The sequence below is a fragment of the Mycobacterium sp. NGS67 genome (assembly GCF_059812185.1).
Map to the genome: position 1 here is coordinate 16157 of NZ_JCALCF010000033.1, position 21194 is coordinate 37350.

Annotated in this window: 25 protein-coding genes and 1 tRNA gene; 11 read left to right on the top strand and 15 right to left on the bottom strand. The window is 66.5% G+C overall.

Translation table 11 applies throughout. From position 1 onward, the window contains the following. Positions 1 to 4: 4 nt before the first annotated feature. The 5 genes from AC5Y4D_RS23300 to mbp1 all read right to left on the bottom strand — a co-directional run bounded on the left by AC5Y4D_RS23300 (position 5) and on the right by mbp1 (position 5286). Positions 5 to 1168 (bottom strand): glycosyltransferase, encoded by a 1164-nt coding sequence (locus AC5Y4D_RS23300; RefSeq protein ID WP_499943343.1) that lies wholly within the window; start codon positions 1166 to 1168, stop codon positions 5 to 7. Positions 1169 to 1291: 123 nt separating this feature from the next. Continuing rightward, complete coding sequence (locus AC5Y4D_RS23305; protein ID WP_499943422.1) at positions 1292 to 3133, bottom strand: CheR family methyltransferase; 1842 nt, start codon at positions 3131 to 3133, stop codon at positions 1292 to 1294. Positions 3134 to 3184: 51 nt separating this feature from the next. Next, complete coding sequence (locus tag AC5Y4D_RS23310; protein WP_499943344.1) at positions 3185 to 3943, bottom strand: sulfate transporter; 759 nt, start codon at positions 3941 to 3943, stop codon at positions 3185 to 3187. After that, positions 3936 to 4955 (bottom strand): chemotaxis protein CheB, encoded by a 1020-nt coding sequence (locus AC5Y4D_RS23315; RefSeq protein ID WP_500038324.1) that lies wholly within the window; start codon positions 4953 to 4955, stop codon positions 3936 to 3938. The genes AC5Y4D_RS23310 and AC5Y4D_RS23315 overlap by 8 nt, the downstream gene beginning before the upstream one ends. A 94-nt stretch (positions 4956 to 5049) precedes the next feature. Continuing rightward, on the bottom strand, positions 5050 to 5286 hold the full coding sequence (gene mbp1, locus AC5Y4D_RS23320) for a microaggregate-binding protein 1 (protein WP_499943346.1): 237 nt from the start codon (positions 5284 to 5286) through the stop codon (positions 5050 to 5052). 170 nt (positions 5287 to 5456) lie between these two features. On the opposite strand from mbp1, the gene AC5Y4D_RS23325 reads away from it, so the two are divergent. Then, positions 5457 to 5714, top strand: coding sequence for a DUF7218 family protein (locus tag AC5Y4D_RS23325; protein WP_499943423.1), 258 nt, complete (start codon positions 5457 to 5459; stop codon positions 5712 to 5714). A 4-nt stretch (positions 5715 to 5718) separates the two neighbouring features. On the opposite strand, the gene AC5Y4D_RS23330 is transcribed toward AC5Y4D_RS23325, so the two are convergent. Both AC5Y4D_RS23330 and AC5Y4D_RS23335 read right to left on the bottom strand, forming a co-directional pair. After that, positions 5719 to 5859 carry a hypothetical protein gene (locus AC5Y4D_RS23330; protein WP_500038325.1) on the bottom strand — a complete coding sequence of 47 codons (141 nt, stop codon included), beginning with the start codon at positions 5857 to 5859 and terminating at the stop codon, positions 5719 to 5721. A 44-nt stretch (positions 5860 to 5903) separates the two neighbouring features. Then, complete coding sequence (locus AC5Y4D_RS23335; RefSeq protein WP_500038326.1) at positions 5904 to 6443, bottom strand: nucleotidyltransferase family protein; 540 nt, start codon at positions 6441 to 6443, stop codon at positions 5904 to 5906. A gap of 107 nt (positions 6444 to 6550) precedes the next feature. Between AC5Y4D_RS23335 and AC5Y4D_RS23340 the strand changes: the two genes are divergently transcribed. Together AC5Y4D_RS23340 and AC5Y4D_RS23345 are read left to right on the top strand one after the other, a co-directional pair. After that, on the top strand, positions 6551 to 7498 hold the full coding sequence (locus tag AC5Y4D_RS23340; RefSeq protein ID WP_500038327.1) for an acyl-CoA dehydrogenase family protein: 948 nt from the start codon (positions 6551 to 6553) through the stop codon (positions 7496 to 7498). A 31-nt stretch (positions 7499 to 7529) separates the two neighbouring features. Further along, positions 7530 to 8291: an endonuclease/exonuclease/phosphatase family protein gene (locus tag AC5Y4D_RS23345; protein ID WP_500038328.1), complete on the top strand. Its 762-nt coding sequence runs from the start codon at positions 7530 to 7532 to the stop codon at positions 8289 to 8291. A 22-nt stretch (positions 8292 to 8313) separates the two neighbouring features. On the opposite strand, the gene AC5Y4D_RS23350 is transcribed toward AC5Y4D_RS23345, so the two are convergent. Together AC5Y4D_RS23350 and AC5Y4D_RS23355 are read right to left on the bottom strand one after the other, a co-directional pair. Next, a complete protein-coding gene (locus AC5Y4D_RS23350) occupies positions 8314 to 8484 on the bottom strand; it encodes a hypothetical protein (RefSeq protein WP_499943351.1) in 171 nt (56 codons plus the stop codon). Positions 8485 to 8507: 23 nt separating this feature from the next. Beyond that, positions 8508 to 9047, bottom strand: a complete 540-nt coding sequence (locus tag AC5Y4D_RS23355; protein WP_500038329.1) for a cysteine hydrolase family protein — start codon at positions 9045 to 9047, stop codon at positions 8508 to 8510. 158 nt (positions 9048 to 9205) lie between these two features. Between AC5Y4D_RS23355 and AC5Y4D_RS23360 the strand changes: the two genes are divergently transcribed. The 4 genes from AC5Y4D_RS23360 to AC5Y4D_RS23375 all read left to right on the top strand — a co-directional run bounded on the left by AC5Y4D_RS23360 (position 9206) and on the right by AC5Y4D_RS23375 (position 11580). Then, entirely contained in the window at positions 9206 to 9505 is a 300-nt protein-coding gene (locus AC5Y4D_RS23360; protein ID WP_500038330.1) for a hypothetical protein, read from the top strand. Positions 9506 to 9645: 140 nt separating this feature from the next. Next, the gene (locus tag AC5Y4D_RS23365) at positions 9646 to 9942 is read left to right on the top strand and encodes a DUF4193 domain-containing protein (RefSeq protein WP_499943354.1); all 297 of its coding nucleotides are present in this window, start codon (positions 9646 to 9648) and stop codon (positions 9940 to 9942) included. Between the two features lie 60 nt (positions 9943 to 10002). After that, positions 10003 to 11331: a cytochrome P450 gene (locus AC5Y4D_RS23370; RefSeq protein ID WP_500038331.1), complete on the top strand. Its 1329-nt coding sequence runs from the start codon at positions 10003 to 10005 to the stop codon at positions 11329 to 11331. Between the two features lie 93 nt (positions 11332 to 11424). Then, entirely contained in the window at positions 11425 to 11580 is a 156-nt protein-coding gene (locus tag AC5Y4D_RS23375) for a hypothetical protein (protein ID WP_499993095.1), read from the top strand. A 104-nt stretch (positions 11581 to 11684) separates the two neighbouring features. On the opposite strand, the gene AC5Y4D_RS23380 is transcribed toward AC5Y4D_RS23375, so the two are convergent. From AC5Y4D_RS23380 to ponA2, 4 genes are all read right to left on the bottom strand, one after another. Next, positions 11685 to 11758, bottom strand: a tRNA-Pro gene (locus tag AC5Y4D_RS23380). Positions 11759 to 11819: 61 nt separating this feature from the next. Beyond that, a complete protein-coding gene (cds1, locus tag AC5Y4D_RS23385; protein WP_500038332.1) occupies positions 11820 to 12920 on the bottom strand; it encodes an L-cysteine desulfhydrase Cds1 in 1101 nt (366 codons plus the stop codon). Next, entirely contained in the window at positions 12917 to 13876 is a 960-nt protein-coding gene (locus tag AC5Y4D_RS23390; RefSeq protein ID WP_500038333.1) for a metallophosphoesterase, read from the bottom strand. Before AC5Y4D_RS23390 ends, cds1 begins: the two co-directional genes overlap by 4 nt. Positions 13877 to 13931: 55 nt before the next feature. Next, positions 13932 to 16361 (bottom strand): transglycosylase/D,D-transpeptidase PonA2, encoded by a 2430-nt coding sequence (gene ponA2 / locus AC5Y4D_RS23395; RefSeq protein WP_499943361.1) that lies wholly within the window; start codon positions 16359 to 16361, stop codon positions 13932 to 13934. A gap of 361 nt (positions 16362 to 16722) precedes the next feature. On the opposite strand from ponA2, the gene AC5Y4D_RS23400 reads away from it, so the two are divergent. Next, the gene (locus AC5Y4D_RS23400) at positions 16723 to 17073 is read left to right on the top strand and encodes a WhiB family transcriptional regulator (protein ID WP_499943362.1); all 351 of its coding nucleotides are present in this window, start codon (positions 16723 to 16725) and stop codon (positions 17071 to 17073) included. 473 nt (positions 17074 to 17546) lie between these two features. Here AC5Y4D_RS23400 and bagB read toward each other — a convergent pair whose 3' ends face one another. Together bagB and bagA are read right to left on the bottom strand one after the other, a co-directional pair. Further along, positions 17547 to 18686, bottom strand: a complete 1140-nt coding sequence (gene bagB, locus AC5Y4D_RS23405; protein ID WP_500038334.1) for an ATPase BagB — start codon at positions 18684 to 18686, stop codon at positions 17547 to 17549. Next, positions 18683 to 19708 (bottom strand): ATPase BagA, encoded by a 1026-nt coding sequence (gene bagA / locus AC5Y4D_RS23410; protein ID WP_499993105.1) that lies wholly within the window; start codon positions 19706 to 19708, stop codon positions 18683 to 18685. The genes bagB and bagA overlap by 4 nt, the downstream gene beginning before the upstream one ends. A 52-nt stretch (positions 19709 to 19760) precedes the next feature. On the opposite strand from bagA, the gene sp36 reads away from it, so the two are divergent. Genes sp36 through AC5Y4D_RS23425 form a run of 3 tightly spaced genes read left to right on the top strand, consistent with a single transcriptional unit; the run spans position 19761 to position 21162 of the window. After that, positions 19761 to 19922 carry a Sp36 family protein gene (gene sp36 / locus AC5Y4D_RS23415; RefSeq protein WP_120794267.1) on the top strand — a complete coding sequence of 54 codons (162 nt, stop codon included), beginning with the start codon at positions 19761 to 19763 and terminating at the stop codon, positions 19920 to 19922. After that, positions 19919 to 20374 carry a RidA family protein gene (locus AC5Y4D_RS23420; RefSeq protein ID WP_499993107.1) on the top strand — a complete coding sequence of 152 codons (456 nt, stop codon included), beginning with the start codon at positions 19919 to 19921 and terminating at the stop codon, positions 20372 to 20374. The genes sp36 and AC5Y4D_RS23420 overlap by 4 nt, the downstream gene beginning before the upstream one ends. Before the next feature lie 5 nt (positions 20375 to 20379). Then, the gene (locus tag AC5Y4D_RS23425; protein WP_499993109.1) at positions 20380 to 21162 is read left to right on the top strand and encodes an MBL fold metallo-hydrolase; all 783 of its coding nucleotides are present in this window, start codon (positions 20380 to 20382) and stop codon (positions 21160 to 21162) included. The last annotated feature ends 32 nt before the right edge of the window (positions 21163 to 21194 follow it).

Genomic DNA, 21194 nt, shown 5'->3' on the forward strand with positions numbered 1-21194 from the left:
TTACCTACGCCGTGGCGTTGACGTGACCGCGGCCGGCAGTAACCCGTTGCTGGGACAGGGTCTGGTGATAGATGCTCACTGCGTCCATCGCGATCCGGTCCCAGCTGAACCGCGACATCACTCGGGACCGGCCTGCCGAACCCATACTCACCCGCTGGAAAGTGTGATGCTGCAGCGTTTTCAGCGCCGAAGCCAACTCATGCGGACTGGTCGGCGACACCAACACCCCGGTGACGCCGTTGATCACGGTGTCGACCAGGGCGCCGACCGGTACGCCCACCACGACCACTCCGCTGGCCATCGCCTGCAACGCCGCCGTGGCCCGTGGTGCGTGCCACGGCGTGCAGGTGAGCACGTCAGCGGATTGCAGCAACGACGAAATCGCCTCTTGGTCGACGGCGTCGACGAAGCGGACCCGGTCGCTGACCCCGAGTTCGGCGGCGAGCTGCTGCAGTGCCGGTTTGCCGTCGTCCGAGGACGTCGTCTGGGCGATCACCAGTTCCGTGCCGGACAGCCTGGGCAGCGCCCGGATAGTCAGCTCGAAACCATTGTGCCGCAACAGATTCGGCGCCAATTGCAGGATACGGAACGAGCCGGAGTTGGTGTCCGGGGGACCGGTGGGCACGTAGCGCGTGACGTCGATTCCGGTCGACAGGACCGACACTTGCGCGCGACGGCGGCGCAACCGGGCCAGCGCGGCGATCTCGTCGGTGCTGCCCCCGGTCACCCAGGTCGCGCCACGGACCAGCAGCGGTAGCAGCCGAGACTTCTCGACGTCGGCGGTCCCGGCTGCTATGCCGTGGAAACTCTGCACGACGGGCAGTCCACCCCGGCGCGCGGCCAATTGGGCCGCCAAGCCGCCCAGCCAGCCGTACGCGTGCACCATGTCGGGCGGGTCCGCCGCCCACTGCCGGCCCAGTTCGGCGGCCCATTCACCCACGAACGGCAATACCTCGGCCGGTGACACCGTAGTGGCAGGGCCGATGCCGGCGGACTCCTGCCGATAACCCGGCTCGACCGGCGAGTCTTCGTCGCGTCGGCGCCGGCAGGCCGTCACGGTCAATCCCTGGCGCGCCAGTGCAGCGCAGAGTTGACCGTCGTCGTCGGCGATCCCGTACCCGCCATGCTCGGAGTACGCGTCGTCGCCGCGGACGATCGCTACTTTCACAGTGACTTCATTTCGGTGCTCCTTTTGACCCCCATGCGAAGTTGGGCTACCCGGGCTTCTACAGGAGTCAAACGGCACTGGCCGAGCAGTTCGCTTTTCGGACAGCGATTCGCCGGCCTCGAGCTAGCCGACCACCCCCATCAGCAGCAGCGCGCCGCCGACGGTTCCTTCACGGGTGCGGAACGAGGTGCACGTCAGGCGCACCTGGGCTGGCCGTCCGCGTCGATTGACCGCATCCACCACGGCCTCACCGGCAGTCTCCGTGTCGGCGAAAGCGTTGCCGATCAGGGGTCGCACGCTGTCCATCGGCAGACCGATGTCCAGCGAAAGCAGTTGCGCGCCGGTGGTCTCGTCGGCGCGCAACCCCCACAGTTCCTCGCAACCGTGGTTCCACACCACCACCCGCATTTCACGGTCCACCACGACCATGCCCAGCTGGACGGAGTTGATCAGTGAATCGAGGAAGTTCTTCGCGTCGTCCAGTTCGACGCCGCGTTCTCGCAGCGTGTCGTTGATGGTGTGCAGTTCGTCGTTGGTCGACTGCAGTTCCTCGTTCATCGTCTCGAGTTCTTCGTTGGTGGACTGCAGTTCTTCGTTGGTGGTTTCCAGTTCCTCGACGGTGGACTGCAGTTCCTCGTTGGTGGTCTCGAGTTCTTCGTTGGTCGACTGCAACTCCTCGTAGGCCGCCTCGAGTTGCCGGTTCGTCTGTACCACCTTGTCGAGCAGCGCTCGCGTGGCGGTGACGTCGAAGAACACGATCGACACGCCCAACAGGCCGTTCTCGGCGTCGATCAACGGATTGACGTGGATCTCGAACCACACCGTGTCCGCGCCGGGCCGTTGCCATTTGACGTCCTGGATGCGCGCCGAGCGCCGCTCCACCTTGGCCTGCTCGAGGTACGCCCGCAACTCGACCGGTCGGTAGGACACTTCGAGGTCACGCAACAACCGGCCGATGTCGCGGGCGGAGAGTCCGAAGATGGTCTCCGCCTGCTGGTTGATCATCGCGACGGTGTCTTCGCCGGTGACGACGATCTGCGCCACCGGACTGACACGAAATGCCAAGTCGCGCACCGTCATCAGGCCCACCGATTCGCCGTGCCGATCGTAGAAAGCTGTCGCCGGGTCGTAACGCTCGACACCGTCGCGGGACCCGCGCAACTTTCGGAAAATCCGGTTCTTCAAGTTCAGCGGGACGAACTTGTCACCGTGGCTCAACAACATCTCGGCATGCCCGAGGAACAGTGTCCCCTGCGGGGCCAACGCGAAATTCAAGCGGCCTAACACGTTTCGCTGGGTTTCGGCGTTCAGATACATCAGGGTGTTACGGCACACCAGCAGGTCCACCCGGGAGATCGGCGCATCCTTGACCAGGTCGTTGCGACCGAAGATGACCGCGCGGCGCAGGTCCTTGTGAAACAGGTAGCGCCCGTTGACTTGTTCGAAGTAGCGCCCCAGCAGCTGTTGCGGCACCGACTCGACCGCCCGGGCGTCGTAGGACGCGGCACGCGCTTCGGCGAGTGCCTCCTCGTCGATGTCGGTGGCGTAGATCTTCACACGTTGCCGGAAGGCGTCTGCTCCCATCGCCTCCGACAACAGCATTGCCAGCGTGTAGGCCTCCTGCCCGGACGCGCTTCCCGCGCTCCACACCCGGATGGGATCGTCGGGACCGCGCTCGGCCAGCAGCCGGGGAATGACGTCGCTGCTGACGAACTCCCATGCTTCGGGGTCACGGAAGAAGGCGGTGACGTTGATCAGGATGGTGTTGAACAACGCCGCGAATTCGTCCGAGCTGGCCTGCAGGACGTCGAGGTATTCCTCATAGGTGGCGTATCCGGCGTGATCCATCCTGTGACGCACCCGGCGCATCAGCGACGTGCGTTTGTAACCGGTGAAATCGAACCCGCGGGAATCCCGCATGTAACGCAACAAGGCTTCGAAAGCCTCGTCGGAGGTGCCGTTCATCGAGTTGCCGTTCGCCGAGATTGCCGGAGTACCTGACATTACTCGCGAACGTCAGAGCTCATTTTCGGAGCCGATCACGGCCCATACCGTCTTGCCCGAGGACGTCGGGGTGCTGCCCCATACCCGTGACAGAGCGGAGACGATCGCCAGCCCGGAAACGATTTCGGTACCCCAGCGGCCGTCTTCGTGTCGGACCGCGGGCTGGTCGCTGCAATCCTGCACGGCGACGGTGACGATGTCCTTGAGTTTCTCCACGATCAACACGGGAGCCGATTCGGTATGCCGGAGGACGTTGTCGACGAACACCGTGGCGACCGTGCTGGCGACGGGAACGAGGGGGCTCTCTGACCAGGTGGTCAACCATTCGCGGACCCTGACCCGGCACAGTCGCAGACTGACCAGGTCAGCGGGAAGTTGCGTGCGCGCACGACGGCGGCCGGTGACGGCCGATTCGTCGGCTGCTGCCAGGGCCGTCTTACGGGTACGGAACAGCGGAACGTACCGCGTTACACCACTGGCAATTATCTCTCGCCTGTTGTGTATATCGCTGCACACCAGGAGAACTGGGACATCCGGCCAGACACTCACGTGCCAACGGGCGCTGGTGAACACCGACCAGGCCGACGGCGACGGGACACTCAGCCGGTTCACGTCCACGATCACCGCGCGAGGCTCCTCGAGCGCGGTCTTGATCACGGTGTCGCGAAGGTCGCGATAAGTGGAGCTGTCCAGCACCCCCGCGGCGACCAATATCGACGCGTCGTGATGGCCTGCGACATCGACGCGGATCGCTGTGCTCGAGTCAGGCACCTTGCTCTCCGGGACGGGGAACCCCTTCGGCCAGTCGCTCGCTGAGCACCGCGAGGGCCCGCTCGGCTTCCTGCGCGACGGCGCTGTACCGACCGAACAGCGGACCTTGCCCGGCCCTGCTGGCCAATTGGCTGGACAGCTTCGCCTTCTCCTGCAGGCTGCGCAACGCGATCCAAAGCGCATTTTCCACTTCGTCGTCGTGGGAGGCGAGCAGCGAGTCGGGCGTCCACGCATGACCGACGTGGCAGCGAAAGTTGCCTTCGCCCACCGCTATCAGCGATCCGTTGCAGTCCGGGCAGGTGAATCCCGAGGGCGGGCCGAGTTCCTGGGTGTCGAAGTCGGTGGCGAAACGGGATGCCATGGCTATGCGGTTTTCCATCTCCATCGCGACGTCGCGCTCCATGTCGCACTCCTCGATCTCGCGCTGAGCCAATTCTTTCAACACGGCTCCGATATTCCCGGCAGCCGCTTGGCGGTCCAGAACGCCGGCGTTGTAAGCATTGAGCGGCATTGCGGGAAACAACGCGTCCTCGGGGTCCTGACCGATCGTGTAGCCGCCCCGGGATCGGATCGCTCCCAGCCCGAGCACGCCGTCCTCCAACACGCCCGAGAGTAGGATCCCGATGGCGCGCGGCCCGAAATCCAGTGCGACGGAACGGAACAGCGCGTTGATAGCCGGCCGGTGCCCGTTCTCGGTCGGCCCCTGCGAAAGCACTACCCGATGGTCTGCGACCAACAGATGGTGATCCGGGACGGCGACGTAGATGAGTCCCGGTTGCAACTCTGCGCCGTGCTGCGCGTTGACGGCGCGCACCGGACCGTGCCGGTCGACGATGCGCGCCAACATGCTGGGTGCGAATGCGGGCAGGTGCAAGGTGACCAGGTAGGCGTAGGGGAGGTCGGGTGAGAGTCCCGCGGCCAGCTGCGAGAGCGCCTCAACACCCCCCGCGGACGCGCCGATCGCCACCACGCCGCGGAGGTCGCCTCGCCCCTTGCCTGCCTGCATCACCACTTCCAATGTCCTGTTCCAGCGTGGGAAACCGTATCGCCGGCGGAAAGCTCAGCAGGTGGCGAGCACACCGGAATTCGGGTGGACTGCTGGTGGACTACTGGTTGGACTTCTGCCGTTCCTCGGCTGCCTCCGCGCCGCCCCGGGCGGATTCGGCTTCGGCCTCTTTCTTGGCGGCATCGCGTTGCGCGTCGGCCTTGTCCTGTTGGGCTTCGCCCTCGTTCTTCAGATCGTCGCTGCCGGTCACCGCACCGACGGCCTCCTTGGCCTTGCCCTTGGCGCCTTCAACGACACCCTTGATGCCTTCTTGGGGACCGCTGTTCTCGTCACTCATCTTTAGTCCTTCGGGTAATGTGCCGAACCCTTGTTGGTCCGTCGCGCCCTGTGTTCCCGGTCAGCACTGCCCCAAACAAGTCGGGGCAGTCTTCGGGCAGGCCGTTTTGAGGTTGCCCAATGCGGGCACTCTGCCAGCGGTTTCGCAGCAACGCACAGGAGGTGGCGACGGTGCCGAACTCGTCGATCAAAAACGAGAAGCTGTACAAGGACCTACGCAAGAAGGGCGATTCCAAGGAGAAGGCGGCCCGGATCTCCAATGCGGCTGCCGGCCAAGGCAAATCCAAGGTCGGACGCAAGGGCGGCAAGTCCGGGTCCTACGACGACTGGACCGTCACGGACCTGAAGAAGCGCGCCAAAGAGCTTGGCCTGTCAGGCTATTCGAGCCTGACCAAAGACAAACTGATCGCCAAGCTGCGTAACCACTGACCTCTCAATCGGGCGGCTCCTGTTCGGTGCCCGCACTGGAAGTCTGTTCCTCCTCGGGTACGCCGTCGGCTTCGTCGGTGACATTCTCCTCGAGGTCGTCGACCACCTTCGCCAGGTCTTCGTCCCGGTCAGGATGAGATTCCATAGTTCGAGAAGATACCCAGCGCGACGAGTTTTACGCGCTTCGCCTCAGTTTCGGAGGCCGAGTCGATCGGCCAGCACCAGGAACGCGACCGCGAAATCGTTGTCGGAAGTCTCGGCCTCGATGCGGTCCCAGTCCAGCTTTTCCCGGATCGCCCGCGCGGCCGGGATCAGCCTGGCGAAATCGCAGTAGTGCTCGGTCAGGGCGCGTAAGCGCTGGATGAACACCACGGTCGGAGGCAGAACCGGCATCGAAACCGCCAACACCACGCGGTCTTCCGCAAGCTCCATGTCCTCGGGCTCCACCCGGACACCGTTGACGCGGTGCAGCACGTCGACCAGCGCGTCGCCCAGGCGCACCTTGAACAACCAGTCCTCGGGCGGACGTTCGATGACGAAGCCGGCCTTTTCGAGCGTGGCGACCGCCCCGGGCACGTCGGTTTCGGCGACCACGAAATCGACGTCGTGGACGGGTTCGGGTGCACCGTAAGCCCACAACGCGTAGCCGCCCGCCAAGGCAAACGGCGGGCCGTATTCTTTCAGCGCCGAAGCGGCGGCGCGCAGAGCTTCACGCAACTGGTTGGTCATAGCGCGGAAAGACATACCCGATGTGCCGCGGTAACAACCTGACCAGGGCCGTTTAAGGGGAATGCAAACGGGAACTAGCAAGCCATGTCAGTCGCCGGGGACCGCTCATGACGGCGGGTCTGGTTGCGCACTGGTTGGAATCGGGGCGACTCGAATTGCCGTTGCCCGCTTCGGGATACACCAGCGAGCGCTGGCAGCGGCTGGCGCAACTGGCCGAGGACGACATCGCCGCGGCACGCATCGCCGAAGCGCACGTCGACGCCGTCGCAATCCTGCACGAATTGGGCGGCAAACCGCCGGAACCGCGCCAGTTGTGGGGGGTTTGGGCCTCCGAATCCGCCGACGCCGTCCTGACCGCGACCAACATCGCGGGGGACGAGTACGTGCTCAACGGCATCAAGGTGTGGTGCTCGGGCGCGGGCTTCTGCACGAAAGCACTCGTGACCGCGGTGCTGGAAGAGGGCGGACGGGGTCTGTTCGCGGTGACCCTCACCGACGCCGGGGTGAAACCGCTGCCCAGCACCTGGTGGAATCCCGGCATGGCCGGCAGCGACACGCGCTCCGTGCAGTTCAGCAATGTGCACGCGATCCTGGTGGGCGGGCCGGACGAGTACTCGACGCGCCCGGGCTTCTGGCACGGCGCAATCGGGGTCGCCGCCTGTTGGCTCGGCGGCGCCCGCCGGGTCGCCGAGCCGCTGTACCGGTGTGCCCGCAGCGAGTCGGCCGACGCCTACGCGCTGGCGCATCTGGGTGCCGTCGACGCCGCGCTCGCCGCGGGGGATGCGATGCTGGCGACGGCGGCCGCTCAGATCGATGCCGACCCGTTCGACCGGGATGGTGCGGCGCAGCTGCTGGCCCGCCGCGTCCGCGCGGTCGCCGAACACGCGGTGGACGAGGCGATCACCCGCACCGGGCGTGCCCTGGGGCCGGGTCCGCTGTGTGAGGACGGACGGCACGCCCAGCGGGTCGCGGACCTGAGCATCTACATCCGGCAGAGCCACGCCGAGCGCGATCTCGCCGAGTTGGGCCGGGTGGCCGGGCGGCCCGCCCGTTGATCGCAGACGTGCCCGGAACGCAGGCTTAGCCGTGCGGGTGGTGACCTTCAACATCCTGCACGGCCGCACTGTGGGCGACGGTGTCGACCCGCAGCGGTTGCGCGACTGCGTGCGGCGGCTGAATCCCGACGTGCTCGCCCTGCAGGAAGTCGACGTCGACCAGCCCCGGTCCGGACGGGCCGACCTGACCGCCGCCGCGGCCGAAGCGATGGGTGCCGTGGAGCAGCGGTTCGTCGCGGCCATCTCGGGCACCCCCGGCGCGACCTGGATCGCCGCCACCGGGCAGGAACAACCCGGGACCGCCGCCTACGGCATCGCGCTGCTGTCCCGGTTTCCGGCGTCGAGTTGGCAGGTGGTGCGAATGTCGCGGATCCCGATGCGCTTCCCGATGTATCTGCCGGGCCCCAACAAGGTGGTGGTGGTCGACGAGGAGCCGCGGGCGGCGGTGATCGCACGACTGGAGACTCCACTGGGACCGCTGACCGTGGCCAATACCCATTTGTCCTTCGTGCCGGGCTGGAACCGGCGGCAGTTGCGCCGGCTGGTTCGTGACCTGCGCGGCCTACCCGGTCCCCGGCTGCTGCTCGGCGATCTCAACCTCGCGCCCGGCGCGGCGCAGCGCTGGACGGGCATGCGGCCCCTGGCGGCGGCGGCGACGTTTCCCGCGCCCGAACCCACCCGCCAGATCGATCACATCCTGACCGACGACCCCAGTCTGCGGGGGCGTGCCGCGGCCGCGGAGCAAATGCCCATCTCCGACCACCGGCCGCTGGTCGTCGAGTTGTACCGCTAAGTCATCGAGTTGTACCGCTAGGTCACCCGTCGTTGCTGCGGGCCTCCGCGCCCGTCTCGCCGGCGTCAAAGTCGTCGTCGGTGCCGGTACGTCCCACGTAGTCGCCGTCGTCGTCGCGACCGGCGCGTGATTCGGCGACGTGGTCGTCGGGTTCGGCCTCAGAGTCGGAGTTCTGCGGCTTGTGTTCGGTCACTCAAGAGCCTTCCCTCAAAGGTGTTACGGCAGGCAACGGGCGGCGGGCAGCAGTTCGGCACTCATGTTGCGTTCCATCATCTTCAGCGCCGCGGAGCCGAGTTCGGAGTCTATGTGGGCGACCGCATCGGAGGGCACCACCACGTCGTAGTGGCGCAAATAGCCGTCCAGCGCGCTGTACAGGATGCACTGCTCGGTCACTTGGCCGGTCAGCACGATGCGTTTGACTTCGAGGCGGTGCAGCAGATAGTCGAGCGCGGTGGAGTAGAAGACGCTGTGGCGGACCTTCGTCACGACCGGCGTTTCGCGGGCCGGAATCAGCGGCTTGACCAGGTCGGGCCGCTTGCCGTCGAGTGCGCTGGCGACGATCGAGCGGCGGTCGGCGGTGAAGTCGCCGTGATTGTCGTTGACATAGATCAGGTCGACGTCGTCGCGCCCGTCGGCGACCGAGATCAGGCCCACCAACGGATCGATGATGTCGGAGACATTCTCGGCCAGTTGCTCGGCGTCGGGATGGCTGTAGTCGTTGAACATGTCGATGACCAGGACGGCGGTATCACTCACGCCCCCTTAGTACCCGCGGATCAGGCGCCGTACCAGGTTTAGCCGCGCCGTTTTCCGGGGTAGCCCTGACCCAGCCGCGCAGCAAATTTAAGTAATTCGGAAACAGTATCCGTGGGTTATAGTAGCCAAGATATTGTTTCGCGTTCTTGGGAGTACGGATGGTCTACATCGGCACCGACACATACGGGCCTGGCTCCGCCACGTCCGGCACCGCCGAGCAGACCGTCAGCGTGCCCGGCTTGGTGGCGGCCGGCAGTTGGGCGCTCGGCCTGGTGGTCGGATTGGTGGCGCTCGCCACCGGGCACCAACTGCTGGCCGTCGTGGCGCTGGCGCTCGCCGTCGCGTCGCCGTGGGTCGGACTGGCCTGGGTATCCCACAGTCAGCGTCGAGAAGCCCACGCGCGCCTGATGAATCGGCACGAGATCGCGCCGTACGCCGGCGGCTGGCCCGCGCTCTGAGACCGGATCCGAACGGTTATTAGCACACGCGCAATTTGTTGGTCACCTTGGGTGTGAGCCGTATCTGAACGGGGTACTGCCTGAGCCAACGGGCGACCACGTAAGGTGCCGAGCCCGGTCACTCAGCAGGAAGGACCGCCATGCCTACCGTCAGCGATTACGACGCACGCCGCGTGACTGATGCCGACACCGCCGACAAAAATGCGTTGCGCGAACTCGGAACCATGCCCAAGCTCGCCACGGCAGTCGTCGACGACGACCCCAACGACTCCTTCTTCGAACTACCGGGCGCGGATCTGTCCGGCGAGGAACTGTCGGTGGTGGTGATTCCGCAGCAATCCGACGAATTCACTTGCTCCTGCTGCTTTTTGGTGCAGCACCGCAACCGCCTCCGGGTCTCCGGCGGTGGGCGCCAGATCTGCGCCGACTGCGCTTGATCTGCTCGCCGGTGCGTTGCGTGCAGTCCGCTAGACGGTAACTGCAGTAGCGTCATCGACGTGGGGCCTCCTCCCCCCGGCCTGCCCGCTCCGCGCCGATTCCGCAGTGCGTTCGCTGCCGCGTATGCAGTGGCCTACCTGGTGGGTGGCGAGCGGCGGATGCTGCGGCTGATCCGCCGCTACGGACCGATCATGACCATGCCCATTCTCAGCTTGGGCGACGTCGCCATCGTGTCCGATCCCGCGCTGGTCAAGGAGGTTTTCACGGCACCCACCGACGAACTGCTCGGAGGTGAGGGGGTTGGGCCCGCGGCCGCCATCTACGGGTCCGGGTCGATGTTCGTGCAGGAGGAACCCGAGCACCTGCGACGACGCAAGCTGCTGACGCCGCCCCTGCACGGTGCCGCGCTCGCCGGTTACGTGCCGGTCATCGAAGCATCCACGCGCGCGGCGATGCGGGACTGGCCGGTCGACCGGCCCTTCGAGATGCTGCACGCCGCGCGGGCGCTGATGCTGGACGTGATCGTCCGGGTGATCTTCGGGGTCGACGACCCCGATCAAGTGCGCCGGCTGGGCCGGCCCTTCGAACGGTTGCTGAACCTCGGTGTCTCCGAACAATTGACGGTCCGCTACGCGCTGCGCCGGCTCGGGACGTTGCGGGTGTGGTCGTCGTGGGCCCGGGCCAACCGCGAGATCGACGACGTCGTCATGCCGCTGATCGCCGCCCGCCGCGCCGACCCCGGACTGGCGCAGCAGCACGACATCCTGGCCTTGCTGATCCGGGCGCGCGGAGACGACGGGGAAGCGCTGTCGGACAGCGAGATTCGCGACGACCTGATCACGCTGATGTTGGCCGGTCACGAGACCACCGCGACAACCCTGGCGTGGGTCTTCGATCTGCTGCTGCATCATCCCGAGGCGCTGCGGCGGGTGCGCAAGGAGGCGGTCAACGGCGGCGAAGCCTTCACGACGGCGGTGATCGACGAAACACTGCGGGTCCGTCCGCCCGCCCCGCTGACCGCGCGGGTGGCCGCCAAACCCGTTGTCATCGGCGGCTATACGGTTCCGGCGGGGACCCGGATCGTGGTGCACATCATCGCGATCAACCGCAACCCGGCCGTCTACGACCAGCCGCACGAGTTCCGGCCCGAGCGCTTCCTCGGAACCCGGCCGCAGACGTATGCCTGGGTCCCGTTCGGCGGCGGCGTCAAACGGTGTCTGGGCGCGGCGTTCTCGATGCGAGAGCTGATCACCGTGCTGCAGCTGCTGCTGCGCGAAGGCGAATTCACCGCGGTGGACAGCCGTCCCGAACGGATTGTGCGGCGCTCCATCATGCTGGCGCCGCGCTACGGCACCAGGGTGCGGTTCCGTCCCCGGGATTCAGGCTAAAACTCTTGCCCGGCATCGCGATTGAACTTCGTCCAGAAGGGTATTCCACAACTTGTCAGTTAATTAGACAGCGTTCAACAGAAGGGGCGCGACGTGATTATTCTGGGGATCGTTCTACTGGTGGTCGGGTACTTCACCGGCCTCAGCATTCTGTACACGATCGGCGGGATCTTGCTGCTCGTCGGCGTGGTCTTGTGGATTCTAGGCGCGGTCGGTCGCCCGGTTGGTGGCCGCAGGGTCTGGTACTAGCGCTCATCGGTGCTTGACCCGATGCGGCCGTGGGCAATAGCCGTCGAAGCCTGCGGTCGCATCGGGTTTCCGCATTTCCGCTGGTCACAGACATGTGACATGGGTCGGGGTGGCGGGATTCGAACCCACGGCCTCTTCGTCCCGAACGAAGCGCGCTACCAAGCTGCGCCACACCCCGCTTCAAGCTTCGACAGCCTATCGCACCCAACCAGCCACTTCCCAAACGGCAGGTAGGCGCCTCAGTTCCACGTGCACGACCGTTCGAACTCGCCCAGCGCCCGCCCGGCGGCGGCGAGATCCAGCCCTTGGGCGACCACCCATCCGTCGTCGAAGTAGGTGTCCGCGTACCGGTCACCGCTGTCGGCGAGCAGGGTGACCACCGAACCGGCACAGCCGGCGGCGACCATCTCGGCGAGCAGCCCGAACGCCCCCCACACATTGGTGCCCGTCGAGGGCCCCACCCGCCGTCCCAGGACCGCGCTGACGTGACGCGAGGCCGCGATCGAGGCGGCGTCGGGCACCGAGACCATCCGGTCGACCACCGACGGCAGAAACGACGGCTCGACCCGCGGTCGGCCGATCCCCTCGATGCGCGACGAGGCGCCCGTCGTGATGTCGTAGCGCTGCTCGGCGAAGGCCGGAAAGAACGCGGAGTTCTCCGGATCGACGACGCACAACCGCGTCGCGTGCCGTCGGTACCGGATGTAGCGCCCAATCGTCGCGCTGGTACCGCCGGTGCCGGCTCCGACCACGATCCACGCCGGAATGGGATGGGTTTCCTCGCGCATCTGCAGGTAGATCGACTCGGCGATGTTGTTGTTGCCCCGCCAGTCGGTGGCCCGCTCGGCGTTGGTGAACTGGTCGAGGTAGTGGCCGCCGGTCTCAGCGGCGACGCGCGCCGCCTCGGCATAGACCTCGCTCGATTTCTGCACGAAATGGCAACGGCCGCCTTGGGATTCGATCAGGGCAATCTTGGCCGCACTGGTCGCCGCCGGCATCACCGCGACGAAGGGCAGACCCAGCAGGGCGGCGAAGTAGGCCTCGGAGACCGCCGTGGAACCCGAGGAGGCCTCGACCACGGTGGTGCCCTCGTCGATCCAGCCGTTGCACAACGCGTAGAGGAACAACGACCGGGCCAGCCGGTGCTTGAGGCTGCCGGTGATGTGGGTCGTCTCGTCTTTGAGGTACAGGGCCACCCCGGTGTCGGCACCCCACGCCGACGGCAGTGGATAACGCAGTAGGTGGGTGTCGGCGCTGCGCCGGGCGTCGGCTTCGATCAACCGGATCGCGTTGTCGGTCCAGGCGCGGGAGTGGTCGCGGAGCGCGACGCGATCCGTCAACGCACGGACGACACAGTTGGCTGTCGGCCCAGATTGCTGGTCGCGTCGCGGCCGCCCATCGGGGTGGCGATCAACGTGAGCAGCGTCGCCTCGGGCCGGCAGCAGAACCGCACCGGCGCGAACGGTGAGGTGCCGATTCCCGCCGAGACGTGCAGGCGCATGTTCGCGCCCCACTGCGACGGTCCCTTGGCCCGGGACCGATCCAACCCGCAGTTGGTCACGATGGCCCCGTAGAACGGCAGGCAGAGCTGTCCGCCGTGGGTGTGGCCGGCCATCACGAGTTGGTAGCCGTCGGCGGCGAAGCGGTCCAGCACCCGCGGTTCGGGCGAGTGCACCAGCCCGAGCTTGAGGTTGGCGGCCGGGCTGGCGGGTCCGGCGATGGTGTCGTAGCGATCGCGGTCGATGTGCGGGTCGTCGACGCCCGCGGCCGCGACGTGCAGGCCGGTCACCTCGAACTCGCGCCGGGTGTGGGTGAGGTCGAGCCAGCCGCGCTCGGTGAACGCCGCCCGCAGATCCTGCCAGGGCAGCGGCTCGCCTTTGACGCGGTGGTCGGGGTTGGTCAGGTAGTTCGCCGGGTTCTTCGGCCGAGGCCCGAAGTAGTCGTTGCTGCCGAAGACGAACACGCCCGGCCGCGACAGCAGGTCACCCAGCGCCTGCACGACCGCCGGCACCGCCTTGGGGTGCGCGAGGTTGTCGCCGGTGTTGACCACCAGGTCGGGTTCCCAGCTGGCCAGCTCGCGCAGCCAGGCCTGCTTACGGCGCTGGTTGGGCGTCATGTGCAGATCGCTGATGTGCAGCACCCGCAGCGGTGTCGAGCCCGGGCTCAGCACCGGGATCGTCACCTCACGCAGCACGAACGCGTTGCGCTCGACGAGCGAGGCGTAACCGACTCCGGCGATCGCCGACGCGAGCGCCGCAGCTCCGGTCCGTAACACGACGGGGAGTACGTCAGCCATGCCAGGCAGTTTACTGCCGGCCGACCGGCGCACGGGTGTCTCTTAGCGCACAGCTTTACGGCGGCGGCGGCGCCGCGGGCGGCGGCGGTGCCATCAGCGGAATGGTGATGGGCGGCAGGCCGGGGATCTCCACGACCTGGGATCCGACCACCTCCGGCGGCAGTCCCTCGGGCGGCGGCGGCGGTGGCGGCGGGATGCCGTTACTGATTTGGATCGTGATTATCGAACCCGGGATCGTCTGCCCGCTCGGCGACGTCCCGACCACCTCGCCGTACTTGGCGCCGCTGTTGACCGAGTTGGGTTGGTCGGCGACCTGGAAACCGGCGTCCTTCAGGCGCTGGCGGGCCTGGTCGACGTCGAGACCGGCCACGCTGGGCACCCGCCCGGCGGGGGATCCGTCCATGTACCGCGGGTCGGTGGGCGGCAGGTGCACCTCACCGAAGTTGTTGGCGATCGGCTGCATCGCGGTGAACCAGGTGCGGGCGGGTTCGTTGCCCCCGTACAGATCGCCGCTGCCGCAATGCCGCAGCGGACCCGAACACAGGTCGGTCGGGGAGGGGGAGTCGTCGTAGATGTAGTTCGCCGCCGCGTAACGGTTGGTGAATCCGACGAATCCCGAGGACCGGTGCGCCTCGGTGGTGCCCGTCTTGCCCGACATCGGCAGATTCCACCCGGCCGCACCGGCCGAGCCCGCCGCCGTGCCGCTACCGGTGGAGTCCTTGCTCATCGCGTTGGCCAGCGTGTTGGCCAGCCCTTCGGGCACCACCTGTTCGCAGGTCTCGGTGGTGACGGAGACCTCGTTGCCGTTGCGGTCGATCAGCTTGTCGATCGGGTTGGGCGGGCACCACATGCCACCGGAAGCCAGCGTCGCCGCCACGTTGGACAACTCCAGCGCATTGACCTCGATGGGGCCCAGCGTGAACGAGCCGATGTTCTGGCGCTTGACGAAGTCGGCCAGGCTCTCGTTGCTGTCGGGGTTGTAGTCGCGGGCCGTCCCCGGATTGGCGTAGGAACGCAGGCCGAGCTTGATCGCCATGTCGACGGCGCGGGACACCCCGATCTGCGAGATCAACTTGGCGAACGCGGTGTTGGGTGAGGTGGCCAGCGCGTCGGTCACGTTCATCGAGCCGCGGTAATTGCCGGCGTTGACCACACACCAGGTGTCCTTGGGACAGCCCTTGGCGCCGCCGCTACCGAGGCCCTTGGCCTGGAACCGGGGCGGGACGTCGAGGTTGGCGTTGATGCCCATGCCCATGTCCAGCGCGGCCGCGGTGGTGAAGAGCTTGAAGATCGACCCGGCGCCGTCACCGACCAGCGAAAACGGCTGCGGACGCATGGTCTCACCCGCCTCGGTGTCCAGCCCGTACTTGTGGTTGCTGGCCATCGCCACCACTTTGTGCGACGTCTTTCCCGGCAGGATCACGCTCATCACGCTGGAGATGCCGCTCAGCGTCGGGGGAGCGAATTTGTCGATGGACGCCTTCACCGGGATCTGCACGTCGGGATCCAGCGTGGTGCGGATCAGGTAGCCACCCCGGGCCACCTGTTCCTTGCTGATGCCGGCGCGCGACAGGTACTCCTGCACGTAGTCGCAGAAGAACCCCCGGTCGCCCGCGGCGATGCAGCCGCGCGGCAACTCGTTGGGTTGCGGCAGGATCCCCAGCGGCTGCGCCTTGGCCGCGCGCAGAGCGTCGGCCTCGTTGGGGATGTTCTCGATCATGGTGTCCAGCACCAGGTTTCGCCGGGCCAGCGCGCCCTCGGGGTTGGTGTAGGGGTTGAGTGCGCTGGTCGACTGCACCATGCCTGCCAGCAGTGCGGCCTGCTGCCAGTTCAGGTCGATGGCGTTGATGCCGAAGTAGGTCTGCGCGGCGTCCTGGATGCCGAACGAGTTGTTGCCGAACGACACCAGGTTCAGGTAGCGGGTCAGGATCTCGGGTTTGGTGAAGGTCTTGTCGAGCGTCAGCGCCATCCGGATCTCGCGCAGCTTGCGCGCCGGGGTGGTTTCCACGGCGGCGCGCTTCTCCGCATCGGTCTGCGCCGTGACCAGCAGTTGGTAGTTCTTGATGTATTGCTGCTCGATGGTCGAACCGCCGCGGGTCTCCACATCACCGGAGGCGTAGCCGGCCAGGCCGGTGAGCGTGCCTTTCCAGTCCACGCCGTTGTGGTCGGCGAACCGCTTGTCCTCGATGGACACGATCGCCAGCTTCATCGGGTTGGAGATCTTGTCCGAGGGCACTTCGAAGCGGCGCTGCGAATACAGCCAGGCGATGACGTTGCCTTTGGCGTCGACCATCGTCGAGACAGCCGGGACCTGACCCTCGAGCAGCTGCGCGGAGCCGTTGGCGACGACCTCGGAAGCCCGGTTGGACATCAACCCAACACCGCCGGCGAACGGGAACATCAGTGCGGTGGCCACCACGCTGGCGAGCACACAGAACCCAGCGAGCTTCAACAGCGTCAGTGGGACCGGGGGACGCTCGGACATGCGTACTACAGTAGCGACCTTCTGTCACGGCTCCGCGCCGCGCGGGCGGAAAAAGATTCTTTAGCAGGTGTTGAACAAGATTGCCACCCCTGGCGGCATCGAATTTGCGGCGACGTCACTGGTCAGAGGGCCATTACGGGACGGAGCCCAATCGTTCGGCCCGGCCCCTGGAAGGAAGACGGCACGGCCGTCCCAGAAAAAGCGTTATCGGACTGTTGCGTAATTGGCACCCGACCACCTAACTTATATACGCATTGAGATTCAGGTAACAGCTGTAGGCGCAGTGTGGTTCAGACCGCATCATCGGCTGGTACCCGAGGAGGGCGGTCGGCAGCGACGGCCGGGAGGAAGGGATCAGCTCGTGTCAGGAACACGTCCGGGCGCTCGGAAGACGGGCCTCACGTCGACAGGGAACCTGCTGCGCAGCGTGGAAGCCGAGGACCGGATCGCCTGGGTCTCGCAGGCGTTGTGCCGGGCGACCGACCCCGACGAACTGTTCGTGCGCGGAGCCGCCCAACGCAAGGCCGCGGTGATCTGCCGGCACTGCCCGGTGATGCAGGAATGCGGCGCGGATGCGCTGGACAACAAGGTCGAGTTCGGCGTGTGGGGCGGAATGACCGAGCGCCAGCGTCGGGCTCTGCTCAAGCAGCACCCCGAGGTGGTGTCCTGGTCGGACTACTTCGACAAGCGCAAGCGCCGCGGGGCCATCTGAGCCGCCCGTCGGCTGGCGCTGTGCGCCTTCCTCATTGCATTACTGTTACAGCTTAGCTGCCCCAACTACCGGGTCGTCGGTGTTTGTCCTGGTCAGGGGCGTTTTGGCGGTTCGGGCCCGGAGTGTGGGGCCCGTCATTCGTTGAACCGGCGTCGAATAAGCCCCGCAGCCCCCGTATCGCCGCAGGTGGCACCGATATCCGATCGCCCTGGCGCCAAGATCTGCCGGGCGGCGGAGTCGGGCGGTTGAGCGCGCTCCCGGTGGGGTGCGAACGCCCGTCAAAGCCGACGTGAAGCACCGGTCGGGCCTCTGATACGTCATTACTTTTTTGTTACAGCTTAGCTGAGCGTACAATGGCGCCGGTTTCGTTTACGCAGGTCAAGCGCGTATTGAGGGTTACGCGTGGGACAGATGATCACTGCCGCCATTGAATCAGCGTCAAATAACGGGCAACGCGGGGGTGAACCAGGTGGTTACGCGACCGACGTGATCTGGTCGGCGAGGGCGCGCAGCGCCTCGAGGTCGGAGACGTCGAAGGGCAGCGACGGCACCCCGATGACCGGCACGTGCGGGTTGGCGCCGGTGAACCGGGACAGCAGCCGGACCTCCCGTTTGGCCGTCTGCGCCCGATCGGCGTGAATCTGCAGCACGGCCGCCGCCAACGACGCTTCCTCGGATTCGTCGCCGTCCAGTTTCTCCACGGCGTCGATCGCCCGTTCCGCCGGCAACGAGCACAGCGTGGGGTGGGTGCGGTTCAGCACCAGACCCGCCAACGGCATCCCCTCCTGGGACAGCCGGTCGACGAAGAAGGACGCTTCGCGCAGCGCGTCGGGTTCGGCGGCCGAGACCACCACGAACTGGGTGCCGCGCCGCTTCAACAATGCGTAGGTACGGTCGGCCTTCTCGCGGAAGCCGCCGAACGTCGCGTCCAGGGACTGCACGAACGCGGCCGCGTCCCCCAACATCTGCGAGCCCAGAATGGTGGACATCGCCTTCATCGCCAGGCCCATAGCCCCGGTCACCAGCCGGCCCAGACCCCGGCCGGGCGCGAGCAGCAACCGCCACAGGCGACTGTCCATGAAACTGCCCAGACGTTTGGGCGCGTCCAGGAAGTCCAGTGCGTTGCGCGACGGTGGGGTGTCCACCACCACCAGATCCCAACGGTCCTGGGCCAACAGCTGCCCCAGTTTCTCCATGGCCATGTACTCTTGCGTGCCGGCCAGCGAGGTGGCGACCGTCTGGTAGAACTGGTTGTCCAAAATCGACTGTGCCCGAGCCGATCCCGAGTACTGGATCACCATTTCGTCGAACGTGCGACGCATGTCGAGCATCATCGCGTGCAACTCGCCGGGCACCTCCGGTGCCAGCGGCACGCGCTGCGGCGTATTGCCAAGATCGTTGACTCCCAACGCCTGCGCGAGCCGCTTCGCCGGGTCGATCGTCAAAACGACTACGGTGCGGCCATATTCGGCCGCACGCAGTGCGATGGCCGCCGCCGTGGTGGTCTTGCCGACGCCGCCGGCGCCGCAACACACCACCACCCGATTGGACGTATCGGCCAGAATCGCCGACATGTCAAGGGTTTCCGGCTTATGCGGGTGTGGCGTGGTCATCGAACCCCTTGCTGTGCAAGCGCTTCCGAGAGCTCGTACAAACTGCCCAGGTCGACGCCGTCGGAAATGGTCGGCAATTCCAGTCTCGGCACCTGCAACGCGTCGAGTTGCTGCGCGGTTTCGCTGCGCGCGGCGATGCGGGTGGCGTGTTCGATCGTCTCGGTCAGTAGCCCCGCGAAGTCGGCGTCCTCGAGCTCGATGCCGGCGGCCGTCAGACCGGAGCGCACCGAGTCCGCGTCCACGACGCCCTCGGCGGCCTTGGCCAGGTCACCCGGATCGAGGTAAGCCGGGATGTTTCGGTTCACGATCACGCTGCCGATCGGCAATTGCATCTCGGCGAGTTCCTCGATGGCTTCCAGGGTTTCCTGCACCGGCAACGCCTCTAGCAGCGTGACCAGGTGGATCGCGGTCTGGTCGGAGTGCAGGATCTTCACCACGCCTTCGGCCTGCGAGTGCACCGGCCCACCCTTGGCCAGATCCGACACCGCCTTGGTGACGTCGAGAAAGCGCGCGATGCGCCCGGTGGGGGGCGCGTCGACGACGATGGCGTCATAGACGAAGTTCTTGGCCCCTTTGTCCGTGCGGATCACCGTCTCCTTGATCTTGCCGGTGAGCAGCACGTCGCGCAGGCCCGGCGCGATCGTCGTCGCGAACTCGATGGCTCCGATCCGGCGCATCGCCCGCCCGGCGATGCCGAGGTTGTAGAACATGTCCAGGTATTCCAGGAATGCGGCCTCGAGCTCGATCGCCAAGGCATTGACCTGCCCGCCGCGCTCGGCGGTGGCGATCTTGACTTCCTGGTAGGGCAGCGGGGGAACGTCGAACAGTTGCGCAATCCCTTGGCGCCCTTCGACTTCCACCAGCAAAACCTTGCGACCGCCCGCGGCCAGCGTCAGCGCCAGCGCCGCCGCGATCGTCGATTTTCCGGTGCCGCCCTTGCCGGTGACGAAATGCAGGCGGGCCTTCGACAGCCGCGACGGCCACCCGACGGAGCTACCGCCGCTCGATGTGTTTGCCACCATCGCATGCTAGCCCGACCGGTTCCACCCCAGTCCGACGGATAAGCTCGCGATCATGACCCAACCCACCACATGGGAATACGCGACGATTCCGCTGCTCACCCACGCCACCAAGCAGATCCTCGACCAGTGGGGCGCCGACGGTTGGGAGTTGGTAGCGGTGCTGCCCGGACCCACCGGCGAGCAGCACGTCGCCTACCTCAAACGCCCGAAGTGAGCGTCCGGGCCCGGTTGGAGGAACTGGGCATAACGCTGCCGCAGGTGGTCGCGCCGCTGGCGGCCTACGTTCCCGCGGTGCGCACCGGCAACCTCGTCTACACCGCGGGCCAGCTGCCGTTGGTGGACGGCAAATTGGCCGTCACCGGCCAGGTCGGCGCCGGCGTCGCCCCGGACGTGGCCAAGTCGCTGGCACGGATCTGCGCGCTCAACGCGCTGGCCGCGGTGGATTCGCTGGTCGGGCTGGATTCGGTGACCCAGGTGGTCAAGGTGGTGGGGTTCGTTGCCTCCGCCCCGGAATTCCGCGGACAGCCGGGAGTGGTCAACGGGGCCTCCGAACTACTCGGAGAAGTGTTCGGCGACAACGGAAAACACGCACGCTCGGCCGTCGGCGTGGCCGAGTTGCCGCTGGGCGCTCCGGTGGAGGTGGAGCTGATCGTGGAGGTCGGTTAGCGGCCGTGCCCGAGGGTCTGACGCATCCCGCCTACGGTGAACTACGACCGGTCACCGAGACCGTGTCGGTCCTGCTGGCCGACAACCCCGGCCTGATGACGCTGGAAGGCACCAACACCTGGGTGTTGCGCGGCCCGCGCAGTGACGAACTGGTGATCGTCGACCCCGGACCCGACGACGACGAACACATCGCGCGGGTGGCCGCACTGGGGCGGATCTGTCTGGTGTTGATCAGTCACCGGCACCCGGACCACACCGACGGCATCGACAAGCTGGTCGAGCTGACCGGGGCGACGGTGCGCTCGGCGGGCAGCGGATTCTTGCGCGGCCTCGGTGGCCACCTGATCGACGGCGAGGTGATCGACGCCGCCGGCCTGAAGATCAAGGTGATGGCCACGCCCGGGCACACCGCCGACTCGCTGTCGTTCGTCCTGGACGATGCGGTGTTGACCGCCGACACGGTGCTGGGTCGCGGCACCACGGTGATGGACCACGAAGACGGCAACCTGACCGACTATCTGGAGTCGCTGCACCGGCTGCGCGGACTCGGGCACCGGGCGGTGCTGCCCGGGCACGGACCGGAACTGCCGGATCTGGACGCGGTCACCGACGAATACCTGGCGCACCGCCACGAGCGGTTGGAACAGGTGCGTTCGGCGCTGCGTGAGCTCGGCGACGACGCTGGCGCCCGTCAGATCGTCGAACACGTCTATACCGACGTCGACGAGAAGCTGTGGGACGCCGCCGAATGGTCGGTGCAGGTGCAGCTCGACTATCTGCGCGGCTAGAGCGAGACCGCTCAGGTTTCGCCGCACCACGG